This is a genomic window from Taklimakanibacter albus (assembly GCF_016595235.1).
In the GTDB taxonomy this organism is placed as follows: Bacteria; Pseudomonadota; Alphaproteobacteria; order Rhizobiales; family Aestuariivirgaceae; genus Taklimakanibacter; species Taklimakanibacter albus.
In genome coordinates, this window is sequence record NZ_JAENHL010000008.1 from 114,975 (window position 1) to 135,121 (window position 20,147).

Below are 20,147 nucleotides of genomic sequence, written 5' to 3' on the forward strand. Positions count from 1 at the left end.
CGCCGAAGGCGGGGAGGGTGGCGCGCGGGACGCGCGACGGGTGGGGTCGCTCCACAAGGGAGACCTGTCAGACAAAATACTTGCAAGCTGTCCAGGTCAATCGACATGTATTTGTCGGCGGAGATACCCCACCCGTCCGCCCTTTGGGCGGCCACCCTCCCCGCGCTTCGCGCGGCGGAGGGAGGTGACGCGCAGCGTACTGCATCAAGCATCACGGATAGCAATAGGAATCCGACGAGCAGTCGCCGCCCTCGAGCCTCACCTGATGCGGCCGGTGGGGCGCCGGCCATTTGACGAAGAACTTCGGATCGAAGGCGATGCCGCCTTCCGGCCTGGCGTCGAGCTTCACCATCCAGCCTTCGATGCCGTCCGGATAGAATTGCGGATCGATGGCGCCATAGAGCGAATTGGTGAAGTAGATGCGCTTGCCGTCGCGGCTGATCTCGACCATCTGCGGACCGCCGCTCAACGGCCCCTTATGCGCCGGGTGTCCGGCTTGCGCGACGATGCCGCCAATACGGACCTTGCCGGCGAGCTTCGGCTTGAAGGGATCGGAGACATCGTACTGATGCAGATCGCCCGTTCCCCAGCAGGCGACATAAAGGAAGCGGTCATCCATCGACAAATCGATGTCGGTGACGAGCGGCGGCACCGCACCGAACCCTTTGAGGACCGGCGGCAGTTTCTCGGCATCGGCCGGTTCGGCCGGAATGTCGATCACCTTGGTGACGGCCCATTTATTGCCGTCGCGATGCCAGACCCAGATGGACGACGAGAGATCCTTGAGTGAGACGACACAGTTCACGAAGCCATAGGCCTTGGTCGGATCATGGGCGGGGCGCAGCTCGAAGACGAGCTGATACTCCTCGCCGAAATCGATGGTCTGCAGGTGCTTGCGCTTGTGCAGGTCCCAGAAATGCAGGCGCCGGCCATATTTGGCGCCGAGCAGGATTTCGGGCACCAGCCCGTTCTCGAACATATCGGGCGTACCCCATTCGCTGGTGACCAGCGTGTCGTAGCCCAGATGCCACCAGGCATCATACGCAAGTTGCTGCGGCCCGCGCTCCACCTCCCATTGGCCGCGAATATCGAAGGTCTGGTGATCCATGAGAAAGATGCCGCCCGGCGCCTTGCCCTCGGCATTGCCCAGTGCGGCGACATAGATGCCTTCCGGGCCGCAATGGACCGTATGCGGCCTGGTATAGCCGGCCCGTTCGGCGACCTCGTTGGGCTCGATCACCCTGACGATCTTCGGCTTCTTAGGATTGGGCTTGGTGTCTAGAATATGGATACGCGACGAGCGCAGGCCCGGCACCACGAGATAGCGCCGCTCGCTATGGGGATGCGGTGCATTGGGGCAGAGACAGGACGAGCAGGCATTCCAGCCGAAATGATGCAGCTCATCACCGGCATTCGGCATCGAAACGGTGTTGATGATCTTCGAATAGGTCTTCGATCTGGGATCGACATCGACCACCGCGATGGCGTCCGGCACTTTGCGGCCGGGGTCGAAGGCGGCGACATAGGCCAGCGTCTCAGGGGCGGCCTTCATCGCCATGCGCGGCGAGGGATAGAAACTCGGATCCGGCTTCATCAGGCTGGCCATGGGCGTCTCCTTCCGTGAAGATTGAGCAGTCCCCTCGAAGAGTCCTACGCATGAAGCGAGGTCGTCATCCGCAGCACCGTCTGTGAAAGCTACCTGAAATTGCCGCCCGCTTCAATCGGAGCACTCAATGCCCCTCGATCCAAGCTTCATTTCGTCGGGCGCCTATTCGCAGATCCGGTAATTGCCGGACTTGCCATGAATGCCGAGATCGAAGTGATAGTGCTCTGCATGCGCCTCGTTGGAGCCAGGTCCCAGGACCGTGGTGAAATAGCCACAGGCGGAGATGCGCAAGGCCATCAGCCAGCGGCTCTCGGCATTCTGGCTCTTCGCCACATTGGAAACGGGCAGATTCTTCTTGCCTGGCAAGTTGAAGGACGCGATGTCGACCGCATTGCCGAACGCATGCTCGCTGATCTTCGTCGTCGAGTCGCCATTGCGGTTGCGACATTCATAACCAGGCCCGGTCGAGATCGCCGTCAGTGCCTCCCCCGTATGCGCCTTGACGACGGGGGCCGCGATGTCGGCGACCCATGAGGTGAATTGCTTGGCGAAGACACAGTTCAAGGTCGGCTCGCCGGGAAAATTCACCATCCCCACCGGCGTCGCGATGGCGTTGATCTGCACCGGATTGACCACCTTGCACTGGCCCTCGGCCGCCGGCATTTCGGGAACCGTGAATTTGGCACCGAGCGCCGCAAGTTCCTCACGACAGGCCGCCATCTCCTCGCCGGGCGCGGGCTTAGCCTCGTCCTCGGGTTTGGTTTCTTCCTGGGGCTTCGCCTCTTCCTTCGGCTTTGCAACCTCCGCAGGTTGCGCCCCGGTCTGAGGCACGAAGGGATTCTCCGAGGCGGATGGCTGTTCCCGTGATGGCTTTTCGCGCGGGACCGGAACTTTCTTGTTTCCGGCTGATCCCAGAGTGGGTGGCGCCACTTCAGCCGGTTCCGGTTCGGCAGGCTCCGCCGGCGGTGAAACCATTTCACCGGACACGGGCTTCGGCTTGGGCAGCGGCGGTTTCAACTTCTCAGCGGCCTGCGCCTCGATCAGCATGAGCGGAACGATCAGGCCAAGAAGTGCTATGCGTCTCACGCCGTACCTCCCCCACAGTCACCCGAGTTCCCTTGCATCGCGAACTGGGATATGGGCAGGAGCATGACCTCCCCGATGTCGGCTGACAACAAGCTTCTTGCGGTACTCTATGCCTGCGCCGCCGTCGGTATCTCGTCGGCGGGCGACTCGGTGGTGAAGTGGCTGAGCGGCAACTATCCGGTGCATCAGATCCTGGTGGTGCGCTGCCTGATCGGCATACCGATCCTCACCTTCATCGTGCATAAGCAGGCTTCGCTCGCAAGCCTCACCGCCCCCGGCATGGGACTGAGCCTGCTGCGCGGCCTGATCATGAGCTCGGCCTATCTCGCTTTCATTCTCTCCATCGCGGCGATGCCGCTTGCCGACTCGGTCGCCATCTATTTCGCCATGCCGCTGATCGTCGCCGTCATCGCCGGGCCGCTGCTCGGCGAGCATGTGGCGCTGCATCGCTGGATCGCCATCATCGCCGGCCTCGTCGGCGTCATCGTCATGATCAATCCGGGCAGCGGCGTATTCGAGCCGGCCGCCCTTCTCTCACTCTATTCGGCATTCGGCTATGCGGTGAGCCAGACATTGGCGCGGCTCGTGGTGCGGCGCGTGCCGCCGGCCGCCATGGCCTTCCACACCAACGCCGTCTATCTGTCGCTCGCGATCGTCCTCGCCATCATCTTCACCCAGCTCGATCTCAGCGGTGTTCACCATAAGAGCGTCGCCTTCCTGGCGCGGCCCTGGCATTGGCCGACGCCGATCGATTTCGGCGCCATGCTGCTGCTCGGCTCGACGGTCGCGTTCGCCATGGTGCTGTTCGCCATGGCCTATAAGAGTGCCGAGTCAAGCTTCGTGGCGCCGTTCGAATATTCAGCGATGTTCTGGGCCGCCGCTCTCGGTTTCTTCGTCTTCGGCGATGTGCCCGGCATGCGCACGCTCTGGGGCGGCGCCATCGTGCTCCTCGCCGGCCTCTTCATGCTGTGGGCCGACCGGCGCAAGGACCGATTGATCACCGCCGCACAACCGCAGCGCCAGAACGCGTAAAGCCTGCGTAAATACAGGTCTTTACGCAGGAAAGCGGCTTGAATCTCTGATACGTGGGGGTTGTCGGCGCATCTTGTCCGGGAGTATAAGCAGCCGCGCATACAGGCCGGCAAAGAACTGGCCCGCAGCAGCCAGGTGAACTGGTTCTGGCGCGCATCCTGGCGAAGTGGGATCACTTCACCGAATAGGGTTCGCGCTAGCAAACTGATTTGAGCCGATCGTTGTCGCCGCATTCATCACCTTCGGCGGGACGGCTCAAGGGGGCAACAGGCGAATAGCTTTATTCCGACAACCATCAATCCGGATCGCGGTAACAAGGCCCGCGTCCCTTGGGAGTTCTTCCATCATGCTGATTGGCGTTCCGAAAGAGATCAAGAATCACGAATACCGGGTGGGCATGACGCCACTCTCGGTTCGTGAGGCCGTTCGCCACGGTCACAAGCTCTGGGTCCAGACCGGTGCGGGACTCGGCATCGGAGCGTCGGACGAAGACTACAAGAATGCCGGCGCGCAGATCATCCCGGCAGCGGACGAGATCTTCGCCAAGGCCGACATGATCGTGAAGGTGAAGGAGCCGCAGGCGGTCGAGCGCAAGATGCTGCGCGAGGGCCAGATCCTCTACACCTATCTGCATCTGGCTCCGGATCCGGAGCAGACCAAGGACCTCGTCGCATCGGGTGCGGTGTGCATCGCCTATGAAACGGTGACCAATTCGCGCGGCGGCCTGCCGCTGCTGGCGCCGATGTCGCAAGTCGCCGGCCGCATGTCGATCCAGTCGGGCGCCCATTGCCTCGAAAAGGCGCAAGGCGGCTCGGGCATTCTGCTCGGTGGCGTGCCGGGCGTGGCGCCGGCCAAAGTCGTTATTCTCGGCGGCGGCGTCGTCGGCACGAATGCCGCGGCGATGGCGCTCGGCCTCGGCGCCGATGTCACGGTGCTCGAGAAGAGCACCGACCGCATGGAAGAGCTGGTGGCGCGTTTCGGCACCCAGCTCAAGACGCTCTATTCGACGCAAGGTGCGGTCGAGGATGAATGCGCTACCGCTGATCTCGTCGTCGGCGGCGTGCTGATCCCGGGCGCTGCCGCGCCCAAGCTTGTCACCCGCAAGATGCTGAAGGACTGGAAGAACGGCTCGGTCCTCGTCGATGTCGCCATCGATCAGGGCGGCTGTGCCGAAACCTCGAAGGCGACGACGCATGCCGACCCGACCTATGTGGTCGACGGCGTCATCCACTATTGCGTCGCCAATATGCCGGGCGGCGTTGCGCGCACCTCGACCTATGCGCTCAACAACGTCACCCTGCCCTTCGGCCTCGCCATCGCCAACAAGGGCTACAAGCAGGCGCTGCTCGAAGACCATCACCTGCGCGCCGGCCTCAATGTCTGCAAAGGCAAAGTGACCTACAAGGCGGTGGCCGACGATCTCGGCTACGAATATGTCCCGGCCGAAAAGGCGCTCGCGGCCTAACCGCGAAGAGATTTGACAGTTCAGTCACGGCGTAGTTCCGTTGGAGGCCAGCTTCCAATGGAGGTGCGCCGTGACCAAGATCAAAGTCCGCAAAGGCATGCCGAGCGTCGCCTTGAGCAAGGCGGAGTTCACTGAACGCTTCAAGGCCCGCTTCTTCGATCCCGCCTATGCCGACAAGGCCCGCAATATCGAGGCCCTGATCGAGCCGGCCTGGCGCTCCTATCACGATTATCACAAGAGCCCCATCACAAGGAAAGCCGGCAAGGAATTTGCCGACCCGTCCTATGAGCTTTCGGTCGATTGGCTCCAGGCGCGTGATAGCATCAAAGCGGCCGAGCGCGAGCAGCGTGATCCCGCAAGCCTGTCACGCATCCTCATCATCAACGGCTCGATGCGCAGCGATCAGAGCTGCCCAGGCGAAATGTCGAAGAGCTGGCGGCTCGTCTCCCTCGCACGCAAGATCATCGAGGCCAAGCGCGGCTTTGCCGTCGACGTCCTCGATCTGAGCCTGCTGGCGTCCGAATATGGCCGCGTCATCTATCCCTGCAAGGCCTGCGTCTCGACCGCCATGCCGCTCTGCCACTGGCCGTGCTCCTGCTATCCCAACCATGCCATCGGCCAGGTGAATGACTGGATGAACGAGATCTATCCGATGTGGGTCCGGGCGCATGGCATCATGATCGTGACGCCGGTGAACTGGTATCAGGCGCCGGCCGGCCTCAAGGCGATGATCGACCGGCTCGTCTGCGCCGATGGCGGCAATCCCGATCCGACCTCGACGCATGGCAAGGATCCGCACGCCGCCAAGCTGCTCGAGCGCAAGGGCTGGCCCTATCCCCGTCATCTCGCTGGCCGGCTGTTCTCCGTCATCGTGCATGGCGATGCGTCGGGCACCGAGAATCTGCGCCGCATCCTGACCGACTGGCTCACCGATATGGGGCTGATGCCGGCGGCGCCGAAAGCGCTGCTCGACCGCTATATCGGCTATTACAAGGATTACGCGACGAGCCATGACGATCTCGATGCCGATCGCGACTTCCAGGAGGAAGTACGCAACGCCGCGCGTGCCCTGATCGCGGCCGTCGTGCTTCAGCGCAAGGGTGAGTTCAAACGCGCCGATGCCGGCATAACCGATCCGCGACCCAAGTAGTCTCGAAAAGCGCTTCACAGTTTTCGGTCCGATGCTGTAGCTTGCGCCCATGATCGAGGCCTTCGCTCTACTTCTGCTTTGCCAGCTCGCCGGTGAGATCCTCTCGCATGGCTTCGGCCTGCCGATGCCCGGTCCGGTGGTCGGGTTGCTCCTGCTTTTCGCGGGCCTCTTCGTCGCGCAGAGATTCGTCACGCTCAGCCCGCAAACGATCAACGACACCGCGCTCGGCCGCACGACCGGCGGTCTTCTGCAGCATCTCTCCTTACTGTTCGTGCCGGCAGGCGTCGGCGTTATCGATCATCTGGGCCTCATAAATTCTTACGGGCCCGTCCTCTTCCTGGCGCTTCTCGTCTCGACCGCTCTGTCTCTCGCGGTCACGGCCCTCGTCTTCACCTGGGTGAAGAACCGGCAAACCGGCCGCATGGCATCATGACACCGGCTTTCGATCTCTGGGTCTATCTCTCCTCGACGCCGCTTCTGTGGTTGACGGTGACCTTGCTCGTCTGGATCGCCGCCGACCGCATCGCGCTTGCCTCGGGGCGGCATCCGGCGGTCAACCCCGTGCTGATCTCGATCGTCACGCTTGGCGCCATCCTGCTGCTCACCGGCACGTCCTTCGCCGCTTATTTCCAGGGCGCGCAGTTCGTGCATTTCCTGCTCGGCCCCGCCATCGTCGCCATCGCCGTGCCGCTCTATCGCAATCTCGACAAGGTGAAAGCCAACATCCTGCCGATGGCGGCAGCACTCGTCGCAGGCTCGGTGACGGCGGCCGTCTCCGCGCTTGGCGTCGCTGCGCTCTTCGGTGTTCCCGACAATGTGCTGGCCTCGCTCGCGCCGAAATCCGTCACGGCGGGCGTCGCCATGGGCATCGCCGAGCAGTTCGGCGGCCAGCCGGCGCTCACCGCGGTGCTCGTCATCACCACCGGCCTCATCGGCGCCATCATCGTGACGCCGCTGATGAATGCGCTAGGCCTCAAGGACTACGCGGCGCGCGGCTTCGCCGCCGGCCTCTCCGCCCATGGCATCGGCACGGCGCGTGCTTTCGTCGTCGATGAAGTGGCCGGCACATTCGCCGGCATCGCCATGGCGCTCAATGCCGTCATGACCGCGCTCATTCTGCCCCTCATCCTCTACTGGTTCTTGAAATAGAAAAGGAGACTTCCATGTCCGGCACCGCCAAAGCGATCAAGCACATCGAGAACGACAAGGTGATCGTCACCGAATACCGTTTCGCCCCCGGCGCCAATACCGGCTGGCACCGCCATGGCCATGACTATGTCGTGGTGCCCTTGATGGACGGCAAAGTGAAGCTCCTCACCAAGGATGGCGAGAGCTTCGCCGACATGAAGAAAGCCGTGCCGTATTTCCGCAGCGAAGGTGTCGAGCACGATGTGATCAATGCCAATGAAACCGAATATGCTTTCATAGAGATCGAGCTCAAATAACATGTTCAATGCCTACATCATCTGCGGCACGCCCCGAACCGGGAGTACGCTTTTGTGTGATCTTCTCGCCTCGACCAAACGGGCCGGCAATCCTGATTCCTTCTACGGGCGCAAATTTCTCGCCTGGTGGGCTGGTCAATGGAATCTGCCGAGCCCGGAGACGATGAGCGAGCGCGACTACAATATCGAATATCTGAAGACGGCGATCAAAGTCGGCAAGGGCGGCACGGATATCTTCGGCCTTCGCCTGATGCGGGAGAATCTCGGCGAGCTTTCCGACACCCTGGATCAGATCTATCCTGGCCTGCCCTCGGACCGGGCGCGTCTCGAGAAGGCCTTCGGCAACATCCTCTATCTGCATCTCTCGCGGGAGGACAAACTCGCCCAGGCGGTTTCGCTGATCAAGGCGGAGCAGACCGGCCTTTGGCATGTCGCTCCCGATGGGACCGAGATCGAGAGGCTGGCGCCGCCGAAAGACCCCGAATATGACTTCGAGCGGATCAGGCGGAAACTTGCCGAGCTCGAAAGTTACGACACGGCCTGGAACTCATGGTTCGCTGAGCAGCAGATAATACCGCTGCGCATCGGCTATGAGACGCTGTCGGCCGATCCCGCCGCCACATTGACACGCATCTGCGCGGCGCTCGACATCCCGGCGCCCAAGCCTGAGGAGGTGAAGCCCGGCGTGGCGAAGCTTTCCGATGCGATCAGTCTCGACTGGATGCGGCGATTTAAGACGGACCTCGAGCGCTGCCCGGCACTGCCGTCATAAAGTTGTAAAGTCGCGCGCTAGAGTGCGGGTCACACATGGATCCGCATTTCGCACTCGATTCGCCCTTGCCTTCCTTCGCGCAGCGTCTGGCGATGATGGACAACATCCTGCCGCCAGATGATTTCGTGCGCCTCGTCGGCGAGGTCGAGGACCTGGTCGAGACCGAGCGCAGCTACCTACCGGCGCATAAGAAAGGCGGCACTGTCGCCTATGAGACGCTGGAGCGTCAGGCGCCGAACCTTGTCGAGCTCTACCGCTCGTCCGAGCTCTGTTCGCTCGTCTCCGATGTCGTACGCCTCAAGGTCGAGGCCACGCCGCTCCACGACCAGAGCTCCTGCTCGGTGCTCTTCTATGAGAAGCCCGGGGACCACATCGGCTGGCACTATGACCACAATTTCTACCGCGGCCGGCATTTCACCGTGCTGGTGCCGATGGTCAATCGTGGGCGCGAGCCGAACGGCCTGTCGCAGGCCCGTCTCATGGCGCGCCAGAACGGCCGCGACCAGATCATCCCGACGCCGCCCAATTCCATGATCGTCTTTGAGGGCGCGCGGGTGCGCCACAAGGTGACGCCAATCGGTGAAGGCGAGCGCCGCGTCATCTGGAGCATGACTTTCTGCGCCGACCCCCGCAATTCCGCGTTGCAAGGCGTGGCCCGCCGGGTCAAGGACACCGCCTTTTTCGGGTTTCGGGCGCTCTGGACCTGAGCGCTCCCCGGAACTGGCGCTTTCATGGGTCCAGATGCCAGAATAGGGAAAGACACGATCTTTCCCTGCCCAGGAGTCTCGCATGCCCAAAATGTCAGCGTCGGAAGCCTTCGTCGAAACCCTGATCGCCTATGGCGTCAAGGACGTGTTCGGGATCGTCGGCTCCGCTTATATGGACGCCCTCGATCTGTTCCCGACCGCCGGCATCCGCTTCATCCCGACCGCGCATGAGCAAGGCGCCGGCCATATGGCCGATGGCTATTCGCGCGTTTCCGGCCGCCACGGCGTGTGCATCGCGCAGAACGGCCCCGGTATCACCAATTTCGTGACCTCGACGGCGGCCGCCTATTGGGCCCATTCGCCGGTCGTGGTGATCACGCCCGAGACCGGCTCCGGCACCATGGGCCTCGGCGGCTTCCAGGAGACCGAGCAGCTGCCGATCTTCTCCAAGATCACCAAATACCAGGCGCATGTGTCCAAGCATCCGCGCATGGCCGAGCTCACTGCGCGCTGCTTCGACATGGCGATGTCGGAGCGCGGCCCCACCCAGCTCAACATCCCGCGCGACAACTTCTACGGCGAGGCGGACTATGAGATCGCCAAGCCGCGCAAGATCGCCCGTGGCCCCGGTGCTGACGCCGATCTCGACGAGGCGGCCGACCTCCTCGCCAAGGCGAAGTTCCCGGTCATCGTTTCCGGCGGCGGCGTGATCTTCTCGGACGGTGTCGCGGAATGCGTGGCGCTCGCCGAGCAGCTCTCGGCCCCGGTGGTCAACTCCTATCTCCACAACGACTCGTTCCCGGCCAAGCACCCGCTGTGGTGCGGTCCGCTCGGCTATCAGGGCTCGAAGGCCGCCATGAAGCTCGTCGCCGAGGCCGATGTCGTGCTCGCACTCGGCACCCGTCTCGGCCCCTTCGGCACGCTGCCGCAGCACGGCCTCGACTACTGGCCGAAGAACGCCAAGATCATCCAGGTCGACAGCGATCACCGCATGCTCGGTCTCGTGAAGCAGATATCGGTCGGCATCGTCGGCGACGCCAAGGAAGCGGCCAAGGCGCTCGCCTACCGGCTCGCCAACCGCAAGCTCGCCGCTGCCGCCAATGCGGATGAGCGCAAGAAGAGGATCAAGGCCGAGAAGGACGCCTGGGAGAAAGAGCTCGACAGCTGGACGCATGAGAAAGACGGCTGGTCGCTCGATATCGCCAAGGGCTCACCCTATATGCATCCGCGCCAGATGCTGCGTGAGCTCGAAAAGGCCTTGCCGGCGAACGCCATGGTATCGACCGACATCGGCAATATCTGCTCGGTCTCCAACTCATATTTGCGCTTCAACCAGCCCAATTCGATGTTCGCGGCGATGAGCTTCGGCAATTGCGGCTATGCGCTGCCCGCCGTCATCGGCGCCAAGGTCGCCGCGCCCGACCGGCCGGCGGTCGCCTATGTGGGCGATGGCGCCTGGGGCATGAGCTTCGCCGAGATCCTCACCTGCGTGCGCGAGGACATTCCGGTTACCGCCGTCGTCTTCCACAACAAGCAGTGGGGGGCCGAGAAGAAGAACCAGGTCGATTTCTACGACACCCGCTTCCTCGGCGTTAATCTCAAGAATCCGAGCTGGGCCGAAGTCGCCCGTTCGCTCGGCGCCGAAGGCGTCACCATCGACCAGCTCGGCGATGTCGGCGAAGCCCTGGAGAAGGCCTGCGACGCCCAGAAGAAGGGCAAAACCACCGTCATCGAAGTGATGGTGACGCAGGAACTGGGCGACCCCTTCCGTCGCGACGCCCTCAAATATCCGAGCCGCCTGCTCGAAAAGTACAAGCACACGGACGTCAAGGCTCCTGCCTGATATGCGCCAACGGCTGATGCGCCAGATGTGAGGTTCCTGCTATTGAGGCGGCTTCACATTTGGTGCCCGTCAGCAAAAATGCCTCCCTCAGAAAGAACCAGCGTCGCCCTCACGCATCCGGAAGTGCGCTCGATCATCATCGGCGTGATGCTGGCGATGTTCCTGGCGGCACTCGACCAGACCATTGTCGCGACCGCCTTGCCGACGATCGGACGGCTGCTCGGCGATTTCGAGAACCTGCCCTGGATCGTCACCACCTATCTCCTCGCCGCGACGGCCGTCACGCCGCTCTACGGCAAGATCTCCGATATTGTCGGCCGGCGGGTGACGATGATGGCGGCGCTCGGCATTTTCATCGTCGGCTCGGTCTTGTGCGCGCTGGCGCCCACCATGCTGGCGCTCATTCTGGCCCGGGCGCTCCAGGGTCTTGGCGGCGGTGGACTGATCTCGCTGGCGCAGACGATCATTGCCGATATCGTGTCGCCCAAGGAGCGGCCGCGCTATCAGGGCTATATTGCCGGCGTCTTCGCGGCGTCGAGCTTCGCGGGTCCCGTCCTCGGCGGCTTCATGGCCGAGAAGCTGCACTGGTCGGCCATCTTCTGGATCAACCTGCCGCTCGGCCTCCTCGCTCTGTGGATGACGAATTCACTGCTCAAGAAACTGCCACGCCATGAGAAGCCGCACCGGCTCGATTTCCCGGGCGCCGGGCTGATGATCGTCGCAACCACCGCCCTTCTCCTGGCCTTGAGCCTCGCCGGTCCCAATTATGCCTGGACCTCGACGCCGATCCTGGCGCTGTTCGGCGGCTCACTCCTGTTCTGGATTCTTTTTGTCGTCCGACTCAACACCGCGCCCGAGCCTTTGATACCGCTCGAAATTCTCGTCCATCCCGTGGTCGCGATGGCGATCATCGCCGCCTGTGCCGCAATGGGCGTGTTCATCGGACTTACCATCTACATCCCGATTTTCCTCGAAGGCATGTATGGGCTGACCGCCACCGAGTCCGGCTTCACCCTCATTCCGCTGACGGTCGGCACCGTCATCGGCGCTGCCTCGACGGCCCGCATCATGGCGCGCATCACGCATTACAAGCGGCCGGCGCTGGCCGGCCTCCTCATCGCCGCCATCGGTATTGCCGCGCTTGCGATCGATCCGAAAGGCCTGCCGCTGTGGGCCCTGGTGATCATCCTGACCGTGGCATCGATCGGCCTCGGGACGATTTTCCCGCTGACCCTGATCTCGATCCAGAACGCCATGCCGCCGCATCAGATGGGCACCGCGACGGGCGCTTTGAACTTCTTCCGCTCGCTGGGCGGCGCCCTGATCGTCGCGGCGTTCGGGGCGATCGTGATCGGCAGCCTGCCGGCCGACATGGCGGCGCATGTGACCATCGAGAATCTCGCCAGCACGTTCACGGCCGCCGGCCTCGATATCGGTTCGGTGTTCCGCTGGGTCTTCATCGCCGCGATGGCCGGCATCCTCGTTTCGGTCGTCTCGCTGTCGGTGATGGAGGAGAGGCCGTTGCGCGGTAATGTCCGGCCGGAAGCGGGAGCTGCCGAGTGAGGGAGCGGTTATGACCATTCTCGTTCTCAATGCCGGGTCTTCGACCCTCAAATTCGCGGCGTTCGAGCAAAATGACGGGCTCACGCTGCGCTTCAAGGACCAGGTCCAGGGGGCTGGCTCGCAAGCCCTGGAAGCGCTCTTCGCGCGCCTTGCCCGGGAAGGCATCGAGGCCCGGGACCTTGCCGGCGTCGGCCATCGCATCGTCCATGGCGGCACCGAATTCTCCCGGCCGGTGGTGGTCGATGATGCGGTCGAGGCCAAGCTCAATGCGCTGCGTCCTCTGGCGCCGCTGCATCAGCCCTACGGCCTCAATGCGCTCAGCGCCATGCGCGAGCATGCTCCGCTTGTGCCGCAGGTCGCCTGTTTCGATACCGCCTTCCATGCAACCCAGCCCGACATCGCGGCCCGTTTTCCACTGCCCCGGGCCTATTTCGACCGCGGCTATCGGCGTTATGGCTTCCATGGGCTCAATTACGAACATGTGGTCCAGGCACTGCCGGCCCAGACCGGGTTACCGCTGCCGCAGCGCCTGCTCATCGCGCATCTCGGCAATGGCGCCAGCCTGTGCGCCGTCAAGGACGGCAAAAGCATCGCCACCACCATGGGTTACTCGACGCTCGACGGACTCGTCATGGGAACCCGGCCCGGCGCCATCGATCCGGGCCTGATCCTGGCGATCATGAAGGACGACGGCTTGAGCCCGGAGCAGATGGAGCAGGTTCTCTACAAGGAGAGCGGCCTTCTGGCCTTGAGCGGCCTCAGCAGCGACATGAAGACCCTGCTCGACAGTCCGGCGCCCGCGGCCAAAGCGGCCGTCGAGGCCTATTGCTATTGGGCGGCGCGGCAGGCGGCCTCCCTCATCGCTGCCATGGGCGGGATCGACGCTTTGGTCTTTACCGGGGGTATCGGCGAGAACGCCAAGCCGGTCCGCGACCGCGTCGTAAACCATCTTTCATGGATAAATGCCTTTGCCATGCATATTGTGCTAGCCAACGAGGAGCTAGTGATAGCCAGGCATACGTCAATATTACTTACCTAAACAAAAAGTTAAAGAAGTCGCAGGAATGCCGGACCCGTGCCACAATCTGGGTCTTGAGTAATATTACGGACCAGAAGCGGGGAACCCGCACTGTCCGACTATGGGACGGCATACAGACGGGGAGACAAGGCATGAGTATAGCCTTGAAGGTGGCATGCGCATTTGCCACAACTCTTGTCATTGGTGCTGGCGCGCTCCAGGCCGAGGACACTAAAGACGTCGCTCGCATGAATGCGGGCGCGATCACTCTCATTACCGACGGCGCCAACAGTCCATCGTCGCGCTATGCAGCCGATCTCGCGGTGCTGATGGAAGGTGAGCGCGATCTGCGCATCCTGCCGGTCATGGGCCATGGCCCGGTCGAAGCGGTGCGCGATCTTCTGTTCCTGCGCGGCATCGACGCCAGCATCATTCCTGCCGACACGGTGGCTTACATCCGCAAGCAGGAGCTCATCGAGGATGTCGACAAGAAGGTGACCTATGTGGCGCGCCTCGGCTCGGCACAGGTTCATATCATTGCGCGCAAGGACATCGCGACGCTCGCCGATCTCGCCGGCAAGAACGTCAATGTCGGTGGCGCCAGCGAACCGCGCTTCGTGACCGCGAGCCTGATCTTCGACTCGCTCGGCATCACCTTCAATCCGGTCGCGGGCTCTGAAGCCGATGCGGCCAACCTGCTCAAGAGCGGCAAGGCCGATGCGATCGTCATCGTCGCGCCGCAGCCTTCCACCATCGCCGAGGATCTCGCGCGCGACGGCAATTATCGCCTCCTCAATGTCACCGGCAATGACGAGCTCAACGGAATTTACGCGCCGGCGATGCTCAACGCCAAGACCTATGACGGTCTCACACAGGATGGCGGCATGACCGAGACGCTGAGCGTCAGCTATGCGGTCGCGGTGTTCGACTGGAAGAAGGGCACCGACCGTTACTACAAGCTGCGCAAATTCGCCGACGTTCTCTATTCGGGCATCGGCGATCTGCAGACCGGAAAATGGCATGCGGCGTGGAACGATGTTAATCTTTCCGCCGATCTTCCCGGATGGACGCGCTATGTCACCGCCGATGAGTGGCTGGCCGAGCACAAGCGCAACCAGGCCGATGCGACCAGCAAGGAAGACGCGGCGCTCAAGGCCGAATTCCAGTCCTATCTGGAGCGAACGAAACTCGGCAGCAACATGACGCCCGCCGGTGCGGCAAGACTGAGATCGAGTGCCCTTGAATGAGCGCGCTGGGTGTGAGGAGTGAGGCGATGAAGACCAATCCGCAGCGCAAGACCAGCGCGGCCGAAACTGAACAAGACACCCGCGAGGCCGAACGGCCGGTCTGGTTCCTGGGCAAGGAGCTGAAGGTCGCGCTTGCCAAGGAAGAGCCGGCGAAGAACGAGGCGATGACCGACGAGGCCGACGCCAAGAAAGCCAAGAAGGCGGCCAAAAAAGCAGACAAGGCGGAAAAGGCCGATAAGCCCGCGCAGCCCGAGGAAGCATCGGGTGAGCGCCGGCCGAGCCAGCTCGAAGCCTATATGCGTTATGCCAAGATGCGCGGGCCCTCCTCGGAGGAAGACGAGGAATCGCTGGCGCCGGTGCGCGCCCGCAAATTTCCCACCGCCCGTCATATGGCCGGCAATGAGAACGACATGGATTGGGCCGGCGAAGCCCCGCGCCGGCCTCGGCGCGACGTCTCTTATGGGTTCCGGATGCGTGATGCGGTACTCGCCGGCGTCGCGTCGATCGCCATTGGCGCGCTAGCCGGTGCCGTCGTCTATGACCGCGCCAATGACGGCGAGTTGAGCACCGCTGTGTTCAATTCCGTCGGCGGCTTCATGACCGGCTTCGGCAGCCGCGATGAGGCGATCGCCGATGCCGGCAAGGCCGGCGTCAGTGTGGCCGAAGACCAGAATGCCGCCGCGGCGTTCAAGAAGCCGGTGACCACCGCCAGACTCGATGTTTCCGACGCCAAGGGCGATGTGAATACGCCTATACCCTTGAGCATCAGCGCCGAGCCGGCGATCCCCAATCAGGATATCGCCTTCCGCCTCAGTGGTATTCCGGCGGATGCCTATCTCAGCGCCGGCACCAAGCTCGCCAATAATGACTGGATGCTGAAACCGGGCGAAGAGCTCGGCGTGAAGCTGATGGTGCCAAGCGTCCCCGCCTCGCCGCTCCTCATCGCCGTCGAGGCGATCGAGCCGCGCACCGGTGACCTCGCGGCCCCGTCCGAGGAAATGAAGGTGGCGCTGGCGACTCCCGCCCCTGCCCCCGCAGCGGCGCAGCCGCCGGCTCCCGACGTGGTGCCCGCTTCGGCGCCGCCGACCGATGTGAAGCGGAACTTCAATCTGCCGCCGGCCAAGCAGCAGGAAAGTGTCGCGGCGCAGCCCATTCCGGCTCCGCTCGAGAAGAACGGCCAGGGCTCTGGTGTGATTGCCGACAGCGACTCGCTGATGCGCAATGGCGATAAGCTCCTGGGCCTCGGCGACTTCACCGCGGCGCGTGCTTTCTTCAGCAAGGCGCGCGAACTCGGCAATCATGAGGCGTCGCTGCGGCTCGGCCAAACCTATGATCCGGTTGTATTCCGGGATCGAAACGTGCAGGGACTCAAGGCGGATCCCGCGATGGCGCTCAGATATTACCTCGAAGCGCGCACCGCCGGCATCCCCGACGCCGAAACCGCCATCGCTGGTCTTGAAACCTGGATGAAGCAGTAGGCTGCTACATCTCTACAGAATTTGGGCGCGGGCAACACGGTTGCCCGCGCTTTCATTTTGAATTAGTCCAATCTCTCTCGAACAATAGACATTTCCATCATGACTCAAGCCGCGTCCTCTCCTCTCATCGATACCTGGTATGTCGATCCAAAGGCCGAAGACGCGATGTCGGACGGTCACGCACCGATCTGGCGCCATCTCATCGGGCTCGTATCTGAGATTGATCTGAGCGCGTTCTCGGTGCTCGATTTCGGCTGCAATCAGGGCGGCTTCCTGCGCATGCTGCATACGATGCGCCCGTTCCGCCGGGCGCTCGGCGTCGATATCGCACGCAAGTCGATCGAACGTGCCAATGCGCTCAAGGCCGACATGCCGATCCAATATCAGGTGGGCGACAATGTCGCCGGCCTCACGCAGGAGTTCGACCTCGCCTTCAGCCATGAGGTCATTTATCTCGTACCGGACATCGACAGGCATGCGAGCGAGCTGTGGCGGGCCCTGAAGCCCGGCGGTATCTATTACGCGGTCACCGGCTGTCACAGCGACAATCCGCTGTGGCCGCAATGGCGCGGTCTCGTCGCCAAGAAAACCAATACCGTGGTGCAGGACCGTTCGGTTTCCGATTATGCCAGGAGCTTCAGCAAGGCCGGCTTCGACGTTTCGGCCCGCAAGCTCGGCTTCACCGGCTTCGTTCCCTTTTCCGAGGACGGCTGGATGCCGAATTTTGCCGATGCATTACGCTACTACTCGGAAACCAAGATCGTCTTCCGGATGGTAAAACCGCGCTGACCTTCAATGGCGCGCCAGCTCGACGTCGAAATGCGGCGCGCGTGTATCGGCGATGGTGACGAAGCGGCCGCGGACATTAAAGATTCGCTCGATCAGCCCGCTCGCCGCGAGATCCGCCGGCACGCCGTCGAAAACCCGCTCGCCCTTGTCGAGCAGTGAAATCCGATCGCAGACCGACATCGCCTGATTGAGATCGTGGATGGCCATGACGATGGTCACGCGACGCTCGCGGCTCAGGCGGCAGATGAGATCGAGCACTTCGACCTGGTGGCCGATATCGAGAAAGGACGTCGGCTCGTCGAGCAGCAGGATCTCCGCCTCTTGCGCCAGCGCCGCCGAGATCCAGGCACGCTGGCGTTCGCCACCCGACAGCTCGCGCAGATTGCGCTCGGCGAGACCCGTGAGGCCGGTGCTGTCGAGCGCCCAGCGCACCGCCTCGACATCACGCGCGCTATAGCTGCGGAACAGGCCGACATGCGCGAAACGGCCCTGCCGCACGAGCTGCTCGACGGTCATCTCGTCGGGCGCCGCCGGCTGCTGCGGCAGGAAGGAGAGGCGCTTGGCGAGATCGCGCCGGCTGAAGGACGCCACGGCCCTGCCGCCGACGCTCACCTCACCGCCGCTCGGCGCAATGAGGCCGGCCAAAGCATGAAGCGCCGTGCTCTTTCCCGAGCCATTGGGGCCGATCAGGACGCGGATCTCGCCCTTGCCGAGTGTCAGATCGAATGCATTCAAGGCGAGACGGGGACCATAAGCGACGGAAAGCCCGGAGCAGCTGAGCGGCATGACAGGTCTCATCGAATACGGCGCAACAGCGCCAGGAGAATGGGGGCACCCCCAATGGCGCTGACGACCCCGATCGGAATCTCTTCGGCGCCGCCGGCCAGTCGGCCGATGAGATCGCCCGCCGTGACGATGACGGCGCCGAGAAGCAGCGTGAGCGGCAACACCAGATTGAAGCGCGAGCCGGCGATGAACCGGGCCAGATGCGGCACGATCAGGCCGATAAAGATGATCGGCCCGGTGACACCGACGGCGCTCGCCGCCAGGCCGCAGGCGATCATCAGGACGACAGTGAACTGCGCCCGGTAAGGAAAACCGAAGGACAGAGCCACCGGCGCCTCGAAACGCAGGAGATCGATCGAGCGGCGCAGGAAAGGCAGAACGAGAAGTCCGGCAACGGTGAAAGGCAGCAGGAACAACACATGCTCCCAGCTCCTCGCATATAGGCTGCCCGACAGCCATTGCAGCACGATCTCGATGCGGGCCGAGCCCCAGCCGGCGATGAGCCCCATGGCGAGCGCATGCAGCACCGCGCCCACCGCGATGCCGCAGAGCGTGATCCGCAAGGGTCCGAGGTCGTGACGCCGGGCGAGAAGGAAGATAACGGCCCCGGCCGCGAGGCCGCCGAACAAGCCGACCGCCGGCAGCCAGGCGACCGGCAGCTGATAGACCTTGTGCGGATCGGAATCGAACCAATAGACGGCGAAGAACAGGAAGATGGTGACGGCGAGCGTCGCGCCTTGCGAGATCCCCATGATCGAGGGGTCGGCGAGCGGGTTGCGGGTGATCGTCTGCAGCAGCAGACCGGCGACGGCGAAATGGATACCCGCCAAGATGCCGGTGGCGATGCGCGGAATGCGGATATCGGTGATGATCAGGCGGGCATTTTCCGAGCCATGGCCGGTCAGCACGTCGAGCACCATCGCAGGCGACAGATCGGCGACGCCGAGAAACACCGCGAGCACGATCAGGATCAACGCCAAGGGCAAGATGATCCAGATCGGCCGATCGAGCGACTGGCGCGCGGCTACGGTCAAGCCGGTCATGCCCGTGCTCCGAGCATGAAGTTACGGCGTTGCACGAGGTGAATGAAGAAAGGTCCGCCGATGAGCGCCAGGACCATGCTCACCGGAAGCTCACGCGGGGCGGCGATGCTGCGGGCAATGACATCGGCGGTGACGAAGATGAAGCCGCCGATCGCGACGTTGAGAAGGATGGTCCAAGCGGCGCCTTGCGGCCTCAGCAGGCGCACAATATGCGGCACAGCCAGACCGATGAATGCGATCGGGCCGGCGACCGGGGTGACGCCGGCAACCGGACACACGGCCAGAACCAGGAACAGCGGCTTCCAGAGGCTGAGCTTGAGGCCCATGGCTTGCGCCGCATCATCGCCGAGCGAGAGGAGCTCCAAAGCGCGGCGGCAGAACAAGGCTCCCAGGATGCCGGCCATCGCCCAGGGCAGTATGAAAACGAGCGCACTCCAGCTGCGGCCTTGCAAGCCGCCTGAGAGCCAGAACAGGACGGCCGGCGATTGTGGCCCGCCGAGCAGCAGGATGTAGGTGGTGATGGCGCCGAGAAAGAGCGAGATGGTGATGCCACCCAGTCCCAGATGCAGCGGCGATGCCTGGCCGCCGCGCGCGACCCAGAAGGTCACGGCGGCGGCGGCAAGCCCCCCGGCAAGCCCGATGAAGGGATAAAAGACCGACGACAAAGCCGGCAGGAAGACGAAGCTGAAGACGATCACCACGACAGCGCCCGCCGTCACGCCGGTGAGGTCGGGTGCCGCGAGCGGATTGCGGGTAATCGATTGCAGCAGATATCCCGAGACGGCGAGACCGGCGCCGCCCGCGAAAGCGGCGATACTGCGCGGCAGGCGCAACGTCCAGACGATGATGCTGTCGATGCCCTGCCCCGGCCAGAAAAGCGCCGTCAGCGCCTGATCGAAATGCATCGATTTGGCGCCGAAAAGAAGACCGGCAAAGCCGATCAGCAGCGCGCCGACGAGCGCTGCGATAGTGATGCTGGCGGAACGACTGGCATTCATCGGCGGAGCGAGGCGACTAGTGTCCCGAATCCGAAGTTCGCCACTGCCAGCGGCACCTTCCGAGCGAACTTCGGATTCGGAAGGACACTAGAAAACTTAATGATTCTAGTGTGCTTTTG

General features: G+C 63.1%; 19 protein-coding genes. 14 read left to right on the forward strand and 5 right to left on the reverse strand.

The window, feature by feature from the left end:
* Positions 1-211: 211 nt before the first annotated feature.
* Positions 212-1,606, reverse strand: coding sequence for a selenium-binding family protein (locus JHL16_RS23465; protein ID WP_246771140.1), 1,395 nt, complete (start codon positions 1,604-1,606; stop codon positions 212-214).
* Positions 1,607-1,768: 162 nt separating this feature from the next.
* Positions 1,769-2,692 (reverse strand): extensin family protein, encoded by a 924-nt coding sequence (locus JHL16_RS35445; RefSeq protein ID WP_200187343.1) that lies wholly within the window; start codon positions 2,690-2,692, stop codon positions 1,769-1,771.
* A 75-nt stretch (positions 2,693-2,767) separates the two neighbouring features.
* Between JHL16_RS35445 and JHL16_RS23475 the strand changes: the two genes are divergently transcribed.
* From JHL16_RS23475 to JHL16_RS23540, 14 genes are all read left to right on the forward strand, one after another.
* Positions 2,768-3,724 (forward strand): DMT family transporter, encoded by a 957-nt coding sequence (locus tag JHL16_RS23475; protein ID WP_200187344.1) that lies wholly within the window; start codon positions 2,768-2,770, stop codon positions 3,722-3,724.
* A gap of 346 nt (positions 3,725-4,070) precedes the next feature.
* Positions 4,071-5,189, forward strand: a complete 1,119-nt coding sequence (gene ald / locus JHL16_RS23480; RefSeq protein ID WP_200187345.1) for an alanine dehydrogenase — start codon at positions 4,071-4,073, stop codon at positions 5,187-5,189.
* Between the two features lie 70 nt (positions 5,190-5,259).
* The gene (locus JHL16_RS23485) at positions 5,260-6,339 is read left to right on the forward strand and encodes an NAD(P)H-dependent oxidoreductase (protein WP_200187346.1); all 1,080 of its coding nucleotides are present in this window, start codon (positions 5,260-5,262) and stop codon (positions 6,337-6,339) included.
* A gap of 49 nt (positions 6,340-6,388) precedes the next feature.
* Positions 6,389-6,772, forward strand: coding sequence for a CidA/LrgA family protein (locus tag JHL16_RS23490; RefSeq protein WP_200187347.1), 384 nt, complete (start codon positions 6,389-6,391; stop codon positions 6,770-6,772).
* On the forward strand, positions 6,769-7,488 hold the full coding sequence (locus JHL16_RS23495) for an LrgB family protein (protein ID WP_200187348.1): 720 nt from the start codon (positions 6,769-6,771) through the stop codon (positions 7,486-7,488). The genes JHL16_RS23490 and JHL16_RS23495 overlap by 4 nt, the downstream gene beginning before the upstream one ends.
* A gap of 14 nt (positions 7,489-7,502) precedes the next feature.
* Positions 7,503-7,784 (forward strand): cupin domain-containing protein, encoded by a 282-nt coding sequence (locus tag JHL16_RS23500; protein ID WP_200187349.1) that lies wholly within the window; start codon positions 7,503-7,505, stop codon positions 7,782-7,784.
* Between the two features lies 1 nt (position 7,785).
* The gene (locus tag JHL16_RS23505; RefSeq protein WP_200187350.1) at positions 7,786-8,556 is read left to right on the forward strand and encodes a Stf0 family sulfotransferase; all 771 of its coding nucleotides are present in this window, start codon (positions 7,786-7,788) and stop codon (positions 8,554-8,556) included.
* A gap of 35 nt (positions 8,557-8,591) precedes the next feature.
* Positions 8,592-9,263 carry a 2OG-Fe(II) oxygenase gene (locus JHL16_RS23510; protein WP_200187351.1) on the forward strand — a complete coding sequence of 224 codons (672 nt, stop codon included), beginning with the start codon at positions 8,592-8,594 and terminating at the stop codon, positions 9,261-9,263.
* 82 nt (positions 9,264-9,345) lie between these two features.
* Positions 9,346-11,106: a sulfoacetaldehyde acetyltransferase gene (xsc, locus tag JHL16_RS23515; protein WP_200187352.1), complete on the forward strand. Its 1,761-nt coding sequence runs from the start codon at positions 9,346-9,348 to the stop codon at positions 11,104-11,106.
* A 78-nt stretch (positions 11,107-11,184) separates the two neighbouring features.
* Positions 11,185-12,669, forward strand: a complete 1,485-nt coding sequence (locus JHL16_RS23520) for an MDR family MFS transporter (protein ID WP_200187353.1) — start codon at positions 11,185-11,187, stop codon at positions 12,667-12,669.
* Positions 12,670-12,679: 10 nt separating this feature from the next.
* Entirely contained in the window at positions 12,680-13,708 is a 1,029-nt protein-coding gene (locus JHL16_RS23525) for an acetate/propionate family kinase (RefSeq protein ID WP_200187354.1), read from the forward strand.
* Between the two features lie 131 nt (positions 13,709-13,839).
* Positions 13,840-14,934, forward strand: a complete 1,095-nt coding sequence (locus JHL16_RS23530) for a TAXI family TRAP transporter solute-binding subunit (protein WP_200187355.1) — start codon at positions 13,840-13,842, stop codon at positions 14,932-14,934.
* A 26-nt stretch (positions 14,935-14,960) separates the two neighbouring features.
* Positions 14,961-16,412 carry an SEL1-like repeat protein gene (locus JHL16_RS23535; protein WP_200187356.1) on the forward strand — a complete coding sequence of 484 codons (1,452 nt, stop codon included), beginning with the start codon at positions 14,961-14,963 and terminating at the stop codon, positions 16,410-16,412.
* Between the two features lie 99 nt (positions 16,413-16,511).
* Positions 16,512-17,201: a class I SAM-dependent methyltransferase gene (locus JHL16_RS23540; RefSeq protein ID WP_200187357.1), complete on the forward strand. Its 690-nt coding sequence runs from the start codon at positions 16,512-16,514 to the stop codon at positions 17,199-17,201.
* A 3-nt stretch (positions 17,202-17,204) separates the two neighbouring features.
* On the opposite strand, the gene JHL16_RS23545 is transcribed toward JHL16_RS23540, so the two are convergent.
* From JHL16_RS23545 to JHL16_RS23555, 3 genes are read right to left on the reverse strand one after another with little or no spacing between them, the layout of a single operon-like run.
* Positions 17,205-17,987: an ABC transporter ATP-binding protein gene (locus JHL16_RS23545; RefSeq protein WP_200187358.1), complete on the reverse strand. Its 783-nt coding sequence runs from the start codon at positions 17,985-17,987 to the stop codon at positions 17,205-17,207.
* An 8-nt stretch (positions 17,988-17,995) separates the two neighbouring features.
* The gene (locus tag JHL16_RS23550) at positions 17,996-19,030 is read right to left on the reverse strand and encodes a FecCD family ABC transporter permease (RefSeq protein WP_200187359.1); all 1,035 of its coding nucleotides are present in this window, start codon (positions 19,028-19,030) and stop codon (positions 17,996-17,998) included.
* Entirely contained in the window at positions 19,027-20,028 is a 1,002-nt protein-coding gene (locus JHL16_RS23555; protein ID WP_200187360.1) for a FecCD family ABC transporter permease, read from the reverse strand. Before JHL16_RS23555 ends, JHL16_RS23550 begins: the two co-directional genes overlap by 4 nt.
* Between the last annotated feature and the right edge of the window lie 119 nt (positions 20,029-20,147).